Origin of the sequence: Bartonella sp. CM86QHHN (genome assembly GCF_042194695.1) — a bacterium.
Lineage (GTDB): Bacteria > Pseudomonadota > Alphaproteobacteria > Rhizobiales > Rhizobiaceae > Bartonella.
This window is the reverse complement of the sequence record NZ_JBHIND010000074.1, coordinates 62,329-75,131: the sequence shown is the minus strand read 5'-3', so window position 1 is coordinate 75,131 and position 12,803 is coordinate 62,329. Positions and strand designations below refer to the sequence as shown.

Here is a 12,803-nt window from a genome sequence, read left to right as displayed (position 1 = left end):
AGGAAATTCTTGTGTGCATAAAACACTCTTGAAAAAAGTTTCCTTTCACTAACCAATGACTGTCGCAATATCAAAAATAGGAAAATAGTACGATTGTCGATTTGCTCTTTTGTTAATTAAAAATGGTGTACCTTGTGGATTTTATTTTATTCTGTTGCGCCGCCGTCACCGTCATTTAAGGCATTAAATTAAGAGAATATATAACTGCTTGGTATTTTGGGAGTGTATAGCAAACACTCAGAGTAAGGATTGCTCGTAAATTCTCATGAAGTGAGTTACATGATCGGTTCTTGTTATGAAAAATCGCTTTTTTATAAACCAATGCTGATAGAAATCTTCATCATTGAGGACAGGGAAGGAGTTAAATTTTTAAACTGCTATACCATAAAGGTCATAGGCATCCGATTGTTCGATTTTAACGGTGACAAATTCACCAACACGCAGTGGGCGTCGTGATGATATATGGACAACACCATCTATTTCTGGAGCATCGTACTGACTACGTCCTTTGGCAACTTTTCCTTGACTTTCATCGATAAGCACTCGGAGTCTTTTTCCAATTTTTTTCTTTAAAAGATGTGTAGAAATTTGTTGTTGTTTTGCCATAAAACGATGCCAGCGGTTTTCTTTCACCTCTTCAGGAATATTTTCTAATCCCAAATCATTTGCGGCAGCTCCTTTTACTTCTTCATATTTAAAGCACCCCGCGCGTTCAATTTTTGCTTCTTCTAGCCATTCTAGAAGTATATTAAAATCTTCATTCGTTTCACCAGGAAAACCAACGATAAATGTTGATCGCAAAGTAAGATCTGGACATATTTTCCGCCATTTTTCAATTTTACGGTTTGTTTTTTCCATAAGTGCGGGACGCTTCATGTGACGCAAAACAGTTGGTGATGCATGCTGAAAAGGTATATCCAGATAAGGAAGAATTTTTTTTGCAGCCATAAGTTCGATAACTTCATCAACATGGGGATAAGGATAAACGTAATGCATACGTACCCAAATACCCATATCGCCTAGTTCGCGACAAAGATCAAAGAATTTAGTTTTGATTGTACGATCTTTCCAAGAATTTTCGAGATATTTAAGATCAACACCATAAGCACTCGTATCCTGTGAAATAACCAAAAGTTCTTTTACACCCGCTTGCACGAGTTTTTCAGCTTCACGAAGAACATCGCTGATGGGACGTGAAGTGAGATCACCACGCAAAGTAGGGATGATACAAAAACTACACCGATTAGAGCATCCTTCAGAAATCTTTAAGTAGGCGTAATGGCGAGGTGTTAAACGAATACCTTGGGGAGGAACTAAATCAAGAAAAGGATCATGAACAGGAGGAATTGCTGTATGAACAGCTTCTATAACGCTTTCATAAGCTTGCGGTTTTGTAATAGCCAATACATTAGGATATGTTTGGCGAATAGCATCAGGATCAGCACCAAGACACCCTGTTACAATAACTTTTCCATTTTTTTTAAGAGCTTCATCAATATTGGCTAATGATTCTCTCCTTGCCGAGTCAAGAAAACCACAGGTATTCACAATAACGACATCAGCTCCTTGATGTTGACGTGAAATCTCATACCCTTCAGAGCGAAGGCGTGTAATAATTCGCTCAGAATCTACGAGTGCTTTTGGGCATCCGAGGGAGACAAAACTAATACGAGGTGCTACCATGATGATCCTACAATTACTATGAATGATTGAGTTACGCTTTTATTAATTTAAAAATAATGTTCTTTATTTTTATACCTATGCAATACAATCTGTTACAAAGTTATTTGATTTTTTTCTACAAAATTTTATGTGTTTTTATGCATGCATACAATTTTGTCTTATTATATCGTAAAATTCCGTTATTGAGGATGATGATATAAGACAGCTTCCTTCAAAGCATTTAAGTTCTTTTCAAAGTACGTGGTGAATATTTTAAAACTTACTTGTCAAGCCTTGCATTAAGTGAAGAACATGGAGGGAAGGGAAAGTGAAACCTGCTCGATAAGGATCTGGATTGTTTATAAACCGAATTGGGGGCATCCTTTGGCTGTGGAGAAGAAGTCAATTGCGTGTGGCACAATAAAAAAAATACTCAACAGCTTCTTATTGCGATATCTATCGCGTACTATAAGGTTTATTTTTTAATATTTGCGAATAAGTCCGGTAAGTTTTCCTTGTATTTCTATACGCTCGGATTCGTATGTCCGTACTTCATAATGAGGATTTGCGGCTTCTAATGCAATAGAAGCTCCTTTGCGTCGATAACGTTTTAATGTGGCTTCTTTTTTATCAATAAACGCAACAATAATTTCACCTGTTATTGCTGTATTTTGACGTTTTACAATGATCGTATCTTTATCAAAGATACCAGCCTCCATCATAGAATCATCTTTAACTTCTAATGCGTAGTGCTCACCTGTATTAACCATATCGAGTGGAAGAGAAAGGCTGTTTATTTGTTGCAGTATAGCAGAGGCGGGTACGCTTGCAGAAATACGTCCCATAATAGGAATGGTGATATTTTTTTTTCTTCTTCATCAAAGGGACTCAAGCTTTTTGATATTTCCCTTTTATTTCTTTCTATTATACTGGGAGAAATTTTACGTGCTAAAGAAAGGTTAAATGTTATTTTCTCAGGAAGTCGAATCACCTCCACAGCACGAGCACGATTGGGCAAACGACGTATAAAACCTCTTTGTTCTAAGGCTATAATGAGCTTATGAATACCAGACTTTGAAGAAAGCTCTAATGCATTTTTCATTTCTTCAAAAGAAGGAGGAACACCAGTTTCTTTTATATGGTTATGAATAAACAAGAGTAGCTCATACTGTTTACATGTTAGCATTCAATATTCCAATCAAAATAATAAAAATTAGTAAAGTAAAAATACATGTATATATAACACTTTTACAATTTTTATCGCCAAATCAAAATTATTTTCTTTGTTTTTGATCTTATCGTTTAATAAAGCAATATTTTTATTTATAGATATATTTAAATTATTATTTATATAGCTATATAGCTACATTAATATTAAATAATGTATAAAATACTTTATAGTTCTGACTGAATTATATAACACCAAATTTTATGACCAGTATTATCCTTTTCTTCTAAAAATATATCTACATGTTTTGTAATTTCTGATATAAAAAAGTTAAATAGAAGGCATTCTATATATTTAGAACTCTCTATGGGTATTTAAAATCATTTTACATACTGCATATTATTTCTGCTTTTTTATTCTTAGTAAAATTATCTACAGCTCTAATAGTGAGCACAATTTATAGTCATTCGGGATATTTTCAATGAGACTAAATTTTGCTTCATATCTACTTTATTCTATAGGATAAATTGGCTTTCGTTATATATTCATTATGCATAAATAAAATTATACTCTCAAAATGCCATTGTTGCTCATTGTTCCATTTTCAGGTCTAACGTGTCAACTGCTATATACTATTTTCATGAACCCTAATGTTACGATAAATTTTGATTATTGAAAGGAGGCATAAAAGGTATTTTCATTTCTTTTTTATAGTTTTATTCTCTCACTTATATTGGTCAAGAAAATGCTTTTTATTGTTTCAATATAAAAAAGATTTGAAATGAGATAAGCTTACAGTATTTGAGACTTCTCACTCAAGTGAAAAATAATAAATTATTATAAATCAATATATTATCTTATAAAGCTGTATTCATATTTGAAAATTAAACACTAAAATATAAAGATATAAAAATAATATTATAATAAAAGGTATTTTTTCTTCTCTACCCATTATGCTCAACAACCCATGTGAGGGGAAGGGGGTATTGCTCATAATTTTAACGCTTCGAATCTATGCAATATTTTGCAGTGAAATTTTTCCTTTATTGAAACTTCAAAAAGAAGATTAAAGAGTACTTATACAATGATGAAGTAAAGGGGCGAAAACGGAAAATTATTGATAACTGAAGAAAATAATAATATTTTTTCCAAAAGGTGTTGACCAAATGGAAAGTCAACCGTATGTTCCCTTCACTTTCTGCAAACTAGATAGCTTGTGTGAGAGCGCGTAGCTCAGCTGGTAGAGCAACTGACTTTTAATCAGTAGGTCCAGGGTTCGAATCCCTGCGCGCTCACCAAATTTAAGTAATATCAATAGGCTATAAAAAATTTAAGAATCTTTTTTGTTTTGATTCTTTTTGAAGTTTTTATCGATTCTATAGTCTGTCATTTTCTATCAGCTGTTTTTGGAATAGAGCGGTGCTATGCTGTCTCCATTTTCAACAAACTTACGGATAGGGTTGTACCTGCGTTGGCAGCACATGCGGTTTCTAATTTTCTCAATCCATAGGTGGTTTTTAATACCCACTGCATTACATGATTCGCAAAACAGTTGCTAAAATCACCACTTATTCACACTTATATTATGAAATGAATTTTCTATAAGATGTTGATTTGTTTAAATTTTAATCTTTTTAACATCTACTATAGTACATTTATTTTGTATGAAAACCATAAAAAGGTTAACAATACGTTAATTTCTTGATAGAAGGGGCCAATTCAAGAGTGGTATATGCGCGAGGGGAATCATTTAAAAACGTAAATTCTTCCGTTGCGTACAAAAAGCGTGACGTGGTTTTTACAAGTAGTACTTAACAGAAATAAGTGGACTGAATAGATGCCTTCAAATAGAAAAAAGAAAATTACTTTTATGATTAAACCAACACTTCAATTGTTTTCTATGATCGTCATTTCTCAGTCACTGGTATCTTGTTGCGCAAGCCAAACTATGAATTTTTCAATAAAAGATTCCTATCATAATAAACCAATTAACGTAAACACTTCTGTACTACCTCAACAAGTATCTAATAAGAAGAATCAATCGGAAGAAAAAAAGCGTGGACGAGCGATTGTTGGTAAACCTTATCAAATAAAAGGAAAGTGGTATTATCCTCAAAGTGATCCAACTTATAAACGTGTTGGCGAAGCATCATGGTATGGTTCAGATTTTCATGGACGTTTAACTGCCAACGGTGAAATTTATGACATGAATCTTTTGACTGCTGCTCATCCTACAATGCCTTTACCTAGCTATGCTCGTGTTACTAATTTGAAAAATGGGTCTTCAATCGTTGTTAGAGTGAATGATCGCGGACCTTTTATGAAAGACAGAATCATTGATTTATCAAGGCAAGCTGCGGCAATATTGGGGTATGTAGATAGGGGGGTCGCAGATGTTAAAGTAGAATATATTGCTGAAGCACCTGTTGGCTATTATGATGCTGCATATTTAATGTCCTCTTATACTCCTGGAAATGCTGCCCCATATTCATTAGCGTCGGAAAATGTTGCGAAAAAAAGAGAAACTGTTTTGTTAAAAGAGCAGCGCAATACAAGGAACAAAAAAGAATTAGCTAAAGCAGCTGCTGTTGAACAAGAACAACGTAATAAAACTGTTGCAGTTAAATTGCCAGAAATTGGTCCTATCATGGTTGATAAGCCGATACCATTCGATCAAGTTGCTTCTATAAATAAGCTAAACAAAAAAACAAAGGTTAATTGGCTACAACTGTTTTAAGAAAAAATGCATTGATTTTTTATCTATATAATTTTCTAGTAAAAAAGGTAAGAAATTACGGATTTAGTGTAGGATTTTTATCTTAAAGCGCTTTGTCCTTTTCAAAAAGCGTGGTTGGGTTCTATTATTATAAATTCAGTACGGCCTTTCCACTCCATTGCTGGTCTATTCGTCGTTTTATGATATTGCTTGCTTAATAAAGCGTGTACTTTTCTTGCTGTAATAGCTTTTGCTAGACGAAGGTAAATTATTGTGTCAGTCTGTTTGTGTAATCTCTAAAACAACTTGTACTCTCGATTTGAGAGGAATAAAAAGCTTAACAAGTAAAAAAATATTTTCTTTTGATTCGGCCTTGCATCTTTCTAAAGTATCTACGGTAATATCTTATGAAAAGATTATGCATTATCTCATGCTTTTGTTTATCATGTTCTTTAATGGAGTAAGTTCCCTCACGAAAAACAGAGCGTCTCAAACAAAATACACTTACATTGCCAATTCATGGACTTATTTAAAAGAGACATACTTTAACACGCTACAAGCCTATTTTGCGACAGCGCCTGTGAATGGTATAACTGTTAACGCCTTTAGACATCAGCATCTTTACTCTTATGAAGATATAAATCGACACCATCATACACTTTGCAAGCCCCCAATGTTTTGTGCGATAATTCTTAACACTTGAGAGGTTTATAAGAAGTATTTTTACTCTCTTTTTTAATAATTTTTATCCATATACGAACCCTACTTATGACCCGTAAGTAAGCGATTTTTAATGAATTCAATATGAGAAGAGGGGATGAGAGAATCTTACAGTATTTTGAGTTAGCTTCAATTTTAAAATGATAATTTATCATAACAAATCAAAATACTATCAATAAAAATAGGAAAAAATCTTTTGTCTCTCACACTTTAAAAGATTAAAATGAATCTACGTGGAAGATAAAAAGTGCAGCATATTACTTTTGTTAACGCTGAATAAAAATAAAATCTTTTCTTGAGTTGTCAATAATTCCTTAATTTGCGGAAATAAAAAAGTTTTTTCCTATATAAGATTCTTTATGTTGATCTTTGGGATGGGAGGAGCAGCTATGTATACAGCATTAAGGATCTTATTGATATTATGGGGAGTATTGGCATTTGATACGTGGGGGAGAGCACAAGATTTTCAAACTCCCGCATCACAACTGTTATTACTCGATGATGATACAGAGACAATACTTTATGAAAAACAAAGTGATATTCCTTTTTTTCCTGCTTCATTAGTAAAATTGATGACAGCAGAAGTTGTATTTCATCAATTAAAAAAAGGATTATTAAAAAGTACGCAGAAATTCAAGGTCAGTGAAAATGCTTGGCGCAAAGGTGGAGCACCTTCCGGTACAACCACTATGTTTGCAAAGATAAAGACAGAAATCAGTGTTTCTGATCTTTTACGTGGTTTAATTATTGTGAATGGAAATGATGCTGCTATTATTCTTGCTGAAGGAATATCAGGACATGAAGATCATTTTGTAAAACTGATGAATCAGCGCGCAAAAATAATCGGATTATCTCAGAGTCATTTTGTTAATGCTACAGGGCTACCCGAAGAGGGACAATTTGTAACTGTGCGTGATATGATTATATTAGCACGTCATATTGTTCAGGAATATCCGGATTATTATGCACTTTATTGTGAGCCTCATTTTACATGGAATAATATTTTTCAACGTAATAAAAACCCTCTTATTTCTAAGGAAATTGGTGTAGAAGGATTTGGTTTTGGCTACAGTGAAAAAGAAGGTTTTTCAATGGTTGCCACCATTTCTAAAAATCATCGACGTCTTTTTTTAGCAATCAATGGTTTGCAAGATGGTAAAAAATATACAAAAGAAATAGAACGCATTCTTCAATGGGGGATGACGGCATTTGATCTCAAAACAATTTTCACAAAAGAAGAAACGGTTGGTCGTGCTTCTGTTTACGGTGGTAAGAAAAATTTTGTTCCACTCATTGTTAAAACACCAATAAGTTTTATGCTTTCGAATGAAAAAAAAGTAAATGTTAAAGCAAAAATTAAATATCATGGTCCATTGAAAGCCCCCATCGTTTCTGGGCAATCAGTTGGTGTTATTCAAATTTTAGAAGATAAAAAGATTCTTCTGGAAAAACCAGTTTTTGCCGGAATGAATATTCAGGAAGGAAGTTTCTTTGCAAAAGTAAAAAATGCATTCTATGAAATAACAATTGGATGGTTACGGAAATATTTGTAGTTACGCGCTAATAAGGTTAAGGTCATACGTGTCAGGTTATTTTATTACATTCGAAGGAGGGGAGGGGGTAGGAAAAACGGTGCAGATTTCTTTACTTGCTGAGTTTCTCTCTCACCAAGGTTATGATGTTGTTACAACACGAGAACCAGGAGGAACGCCAGGAGCAGAAGCAATCCGGCATATTTTGTTGTCGGGGCAGGCGCAACAGTATGGACCGTTGATTGAAGCTGTTTTGTTTACAGCTGCACGCGCTGACCATTTTCATGAAGTTATTGCACCTTCTTTGCAAAAAGGTAAAATCGTTTTATGTGACCGCTTTATTGATTCTACACGCGTTTATCAAGGACTCAATAATAGAGTCAGTTCTTCTCTTCTTTCTGTTTTAGAGTGTATTGCGCTCAATGGTATTTTGCCTCATTTAACATTTTTATTAGATATGCCAGCAATGTGTGGTATGAAGCGTGCAAATTTACGAAGAAAAAAAACAGAAGAAATTGATTATTTTGAAAAAGATCAGTTGGAAATTCAAGAACAAAGACGTCAGGCTTTTCTTCAATTGGCCAAACAAGAACCCCATAGATTTCGAGTCATTGATGCCACTGGCTCAGTGGAAGCTATTGCTCATCAAATAAAAAATATTTGTCATCAGGTATTGTTGGATCAGCTTTCATGAGTAATTTAAATACCTTACGCCAATATGATGATATTGATACAATTTTATCACCATCCCAGAACAATGTTATCTTTGGTCATGAGGATGTGCGTCATTTTTTGACACAAATGCTTAAAGAAGAGCGTTTGCATCATGCATTATTATTTGAAGGAGAATACGGGATTGGAAAGGCTACATTAGCCTTTCATCTTGCTTGGAACATTTTAAGTTTTCAACAGAGTTCTTTCTTCAAACCCGATCCTTATTCTACCCCATGGCGCCAAATTACACAAGGAAGTCACCCTGGTCTTTTGTATATTTCACGTCGATTTGATGTGAAAACGCAAAAGTTTAAAACAGGAATACTCGTTGATGATATCCGTGATATTATGCATTTTTTAAGTCGAACATCGCAAGATAATGGATGGCGTATTGTTATTATTGATTCTGCAGATGATATGAATAGAAATGCAGCAAATGCAATTCTCAAAATACTTGAAGAACCACCTACAAAAACGTTATTTGTTATTATCGCACATTCTTCAGGAAAATTGCTTCCAACAATCCATTCACGGTGTCAAAAAATTTCTTTTCGTCCATTGAATAACGATGAAATGAAAAAAGTTATTATACATATTTTCGCCGATCAGGATTTACCTGATGAAAAAACAATTGAAATGATTATTAAAAAATCTAAAGGAATCCCTCGAAAAGCCGCTTTACTTATTTGCCATGGCGGTCTTGAAGTTATTAAAACAATTGATGCTCTCCTAGAGAAACCTGTTTGTAACGCAACAATTGTACATACTCTTGCACAAACATTTTCATCTGCTTCTTCTACATTCCAATTTCAACAATTTTGTGATGAAATTCTTAATAAAATTCAAAAAAAAGCTATCATGCTCGTTGAAAAGGGAGACTTATTTCTCTCAAAAAAATATGCGGAAAAATGGCAGGAGATTCATCAAGAAATAGAGGAAATACAACTGTTTAATCTCGATAAAAAGCAGTTTGTTATTAACTTACTTTTTAAAGTTCATAAGATCATTCATGAGAATTAGTTTTTCCGTGACAATGCGATGAACAAGCGTTATGTCATTATATTCTTCTATTTATAGCGTTTTACAACGAGTATGACATGCGTGACACATATTACATAACAACTCCCATTTTTTATCCTAATGCTGCTCCACATATTGGACATGCTTATAGTGCCATTGCAAGCGATGTTTTAGCCCGCTTTCAACGGTTAAACGGAAAAAATGTATTTTTTCTTTCTGGTACAGATGAGCATGGTCTCAAGATGCAACAAACCGCAGCTGCATTAGGCATGACACCTCAGCAACTTGCAGATCGTAATAGTGCGGTGTTTCAAAAAATGCTTGCAGTATTAAATTGTTCTAACGATGATTTTATCCGTACGACAGAAGAACGCCATTATCAAGCTTGTCAAGAAATTTGGAAAAAGATGGAAGCAAATGGCGATATTTATCTCGGTCGTTATACGGGGTGGTATTCGGTTCGCCAAGAAGCCTATTATGAAGAAAAAGATACGGAAATTGGAGCAGACAACATCCGTCGTGAGAAAGAATTAGGCTCTCCAGTTGAATGGAATGAAGAAGAAAGTTATTTTTTTAGACTTTCTCATTATGAAAAGGCTCTTCTTGAATATTATGAAAAACATCCTGATTTTATTGCTCCATTTGAGCGGCGTAATGAAATTATAAGTTTTATCAAATCAGGTTTAAAAGATATCTCTATTTCACGCGCAAGTTTTAACTGGGGAATTGCTGTTCCTGAGAATCCAAAGCACGTGATGTATGTCTGGGTTGATGCGCTTACAAATTATCTATCAGCAATAGGTTTTTTCAATGAAAATTCAAAAAAACGTGATTTTTGGCCTGCAAATACGCATATTATTGGTAAGGATATTATTCGTTTTCATGCAGTCTATTGGCCGGCATTTTTAATGTCTGCTGGAATTGAATTGCCTAAAAATATTTTTGCACATGGTTTTTTACTTAATCGTGGTGCAAAAATGTCAAAATCTATTGGAAATGTCGTTGATCCTTTTGAAATGGTTGATCATTATGGTCTTGATCAGGTCCGTTATTTCCTTCTCCGTGAAGTGCCATTCGGACAAGATGGTAGTTATAGTCATGAAAGCCTTGTGAACCGTATTAATGCTGATCTTGCTAACGATCTTGGTAATTTAGCACAGCGCTGTTTGTCTATGATTGCCAAAAATTGTAATGCACAAGTCCCGAAACCAGCTTTATTTTTAGCTCAAGATAAACAGCTTTTAGAACAATCTCTTCAAGTACTTGAAACTGTACACCAAGCTATGTCTTCTTATAGTATGCATTTAGCACTTTCAGCTATTTTTTCAATTGTAGCAGATGCCAATCGCTATTTTGCCAACGAACAACCTTGGAGTTTACGTAAAAACGATCGAGAACGATTTTCTACAGTTCTTTATATAACTGTAGAAATCTTGCGGAGAATAGGAATTATGCTTTTGCCTTTCATACCCCAATCAGCAACGAAACTTCTTGATAGCCTTGCGGTTGCTGAAGATGATCGGTTATTGTATCATATAAGTCATTCAAAAATTCAAGAAGGGCTTGATCTTCCACCACCAGAACCAATTTTTCCTCGTTATATCTTGAAGAAAGAAGATACTCATCATGTTGATTGATACACATTGTCATCTTGATTTTGAAGATTTTTCACAAGATTTGGATAATGTTATCCAACGGGCTTTAGATGCTGACGTTAAACGTATGATAACAATTTCAACCCATGTTTATAAGTTAGATAAGCTGTTAGCCATTGCGCAAAGCTATGATCAAGTCTTTTGTTCCGTTGGAACACACCCCAATCATGCGCATGAAGAACAAAATATTACAGCGGAAGAGCTTATACAGCTCTCGAATCACCCTAAAATTGTTGCGTTTGGGGAAGGGGGGCTTGATTATCATTATGATTATTCTACTCCAGAAGAGCAAAAGAAAGTTTTTCAAGAACATATCATTGCTTCTCGAGAAACACAGATTCCTCTTGTTATACATTCACGCAATGCCGATATCGATATGGAGAAAATATTACGTGAACAGATAAAAGAAGGAGCTTTTCCCTTTATCCTTCATTGTTATTCGTCTGGAATGCAACTTGCTCGTGCTGGAATTGAACTTGGTGGTTATATTTCTTTTTCGGGTATTCTTACTTTTAAAAACGCTCTTGAAATCCGTGAAATAGCAAAAATTGTGCCCCATGAACATTTGTTGGTGGAAACAGATGCACCATTTTTAGCACCTACCCCTCATCGGGGAAAAACAAATGAACCATCTTTTGTATGCTATACAGCAGCTGTTTTGGCTGAAACAATTGGCTTAAGCATTGAAGAAACAGCTCAAATAACAACGCGTAATGCTTTTCGTTTATTTAGCAAAATGAAATAAGGCAAAAGATATGTGTGATCAATACCGATTTACAATATTAGGTTGTGGTCCTTCTCCAGGAGTGCCAAGACCTAATGGTGATTGGGGAACATGTGATCCGAATAACCCTAAAAATAAACGCTACAGAAGTTCTTTATTAGTTGAACGTATTAAACCTTCAGGAGGCAAAACAACGATCGTTATTGATACAGGCCCAGATTTTCGCTCACAAATGATCGATGCGCGTGTAAGCCATCTTGATGCTGCTCTTTACACGCATTCTCATGCAGACCATATCCACGGTATTGATGATTTACGCAGCTATGCACTTGCACAAAAATGTTTAATAGATATCTATGCCGACAGATTTACACTAGAGCATCTCAAAAGTGCTTTCGGATATTGTTTTCAAACTCCAAAAGATTCATCTTATTCTCCCATTTTAAAAGAGCATCTTATCAATGAAGATAGCCAATTTATTATTCAGGGGCAGGGCGGAGAAATAAGCGTCAATACACATTTACAACACCACGGAAACATTCATTCCTTAGGTTTTCGGATTGGGAATGTTGCCTATTGTACGGATGTTAGTGAATTTCCTGAAAAAACTTTATCCAAATTAATGGATTTGGATGTTCTCATCATTGAAGCTCTTCAATTTAAATCCCATCCGAGTCATTTTTCTGTTGATCAAGCATTACAGTGGATAGAATATTTAAAGCCAAAACAAGCAATACTCACACATATGGACAGATCGCTGGATTACAATAAGGTTATAAATTACGTTCCATCCTATGTAAAACCTGCATATCAAGGTCTTACTTTTGAAACAGATGCATAAGCTTATTATGCGCAATATTTAAGTTAAATAAAATACTTTTAAATTTATCCT

8 protein-coding genes, 1 tRNA gene and 1 pseudogene are annotated in these 12,803 nt (G+C 34.5%); 8 read left to right on the top strand and 2 right to left on the bottom strand.

Translation table 11 applies throughout. The annotated features are described in order from the left end of the window. Positions 1–369: 369 nt before the first annotated feature. Both rimO and lexA read right to left on the bottom strand, forming a co-directional pair. Positions 370–1,683 carry a 30S ribosomal protein S12 methylthiotransferase RimO gene (rimO, locus tag ACFIKX_RS08285; protein ID WP_375611919.1) on the bottom strand — a complete coding sequence of 438 codons (1,314 nt, stop codon included), beginning with the start codon at positions 1,681–1,683 and terminating at the stop codon, positions 370–372. 461 nt (positions 1,684–2,144) lie between these two features. After that, positions 2,145–2,848: pseudogene (gene lexA / locus ACFIKX_RS08280) on the bottom strand (transcriptional repressor LexA). Positions 2,849–4,052: 1,204 nt separating this feature from the next. Between lexA and ACFIKX_RS08275 the strand changes: the two are divergent. From ACFIKX_RS08275 to ACFIKX_RS08240, 8 genes are all read left to right on the top strand, one after another. Next, a tRNA-Lys gene (locus tag ACFIKX_RS08275) sits at positions 4,053–4,128 on the top strand. A gap of 539 nt (positions 4,129–4,667) precedes the next feature. Further along, positions 4,668–5,567 (top strand): septal ring lytic transglycosylase RlpA family protein, encoded by a 900-nt coding sequence (locus ACFIKX_RS08270; RefSeq protein WP_375610370.1) that lies wholly within the window; start codon positions 4,668–4,670, stop codon positions 5,565–5,567. 1,088 nt (positions 5,568–6,655) lie between these two features. Next, positions 6,656–7,819, top strand: coding sequence for a D-alanyl-D-alanine carboxypeptidase family protein (locus ACFIKX_RS08265; protein ID WP_375628125.1), 1,164 nt, complete (start codon positions 6,656–6,658; stop codon positions 7,817–7,819). A gap of 28 nt (positions 7,820–7,847) precedes the next feature. Then, positions 7,848–8,492 carry a dTMP kinase gene (gene tmk, locus ACFIKX_RS08260; RefSeq protein WP_375628124.1) on the top strand — a complete coding sequence of 215 codons (645 nt, stop codon included), beginning with the start codon at positions 7,848–7,850 and terminating at the stop codon, positions 8,490–8,492. After that, positions 8,489–9,532, top strand: coding sequence for a DNA polymerase III subunit delta' (locus ACFIKX_RS08255; protein ID WP_375628120.1), 1,044 nt, complete (start codon positions 8,489–8,491; stop codon positions 9,530–9,532). Before tmk ends, ACFIKX_RS08255 begins: the two co-directional genes overlap by 4 nt. A 77-nt stretch (positions 9,533–9,609) precedes the next feature. Further along, a complete protein-coding gene (gene metG / locus ACFIKX_RS08250; RefSeq protein ID WP_375628119.1) occupies positions 9,610–11,169 on the top strand; it encodes a methionine--tRNA ligase in 1,560 nt (519 codons plus the stop codon). Beyond that, the gene (locus ACFIKX_RS08245; protein WP_375628117.1) at positions 11,159–11,932 is read left to right on the top strand and encodes a TatD family hydrolase; all 774 of its coding nucleotides are present in this window, start codon (positions 11,159–11,161) and stop codon (positions 11,930–11,932) included. Before metG ends, ACFIKX_RS08245 begins: the two co-directional genes overlap by 11 nt. 10 nt (positions 11,933–11,942) lie before the next feature. Beyond that, entirely contained in the window at positions 11,943–12,752 is an 810-nt protein-coding gene (locus ACFIKX_RS08240) for an MBL fold metallo-hydrolase (RefSeq protein WP_375611912.1), read from the top strand. The last annotated feature ends 51 nt before the right edge of the window (positions 12,753–12,803 follow it).

Excerpts from the sequence above, each read along its gene's own strand:
- metG (WP_375628119.1), top strand. The coding sequence starts at position 9,610 with ATGCGTGACACATATTACATAACAACTCCCATTTTTTATCCTAATGCT.
- ACFIKX_RS08270 (WP_375610370.1), top strand. The coding sequence starts at position 4,668 with ATGCCTTCAAATAGAAAAAAGAAAATTACTTTTATGATTAAACCAACA.
- rimO (WP_375611919.1), bottom strand. The coding sequence starts at position 1,683 with ATGGTAGCACCTCGTATTAGTTTTGTCTCCCTCGGATGCCCAAAAGCA.
- ACFIKX_RS08265 (WP_375628125.1), top strand. The coding sequence starts at position 6,656 with ATGTATACAGCATTAAGGATCTTATTGATATTATGGGGAGTATTGGCA.
- ACFIKX_RS08245 (WP_375628117.1), top strand. The coding sequence starts at position 11,159 with ATGTTGATTGATACACATTGTCATCTTGATTTTGAAGATTTTTCACAA.
- ACFIKX_RS08255 (WP_375628120.1), top strand. The coding sequence starts at position 8,489 with ATGAGTAATTTAAATACCTTACGCCAATATGATGATATTGATACAATT.
- ACFIKX_RS08240 (WP_375611912.1), top strand. The coding sequence starts at position 11,943 with ATGTGTGATCAATACCGATTTACAATATTAGGTTGTGGTCCTTCTCCA.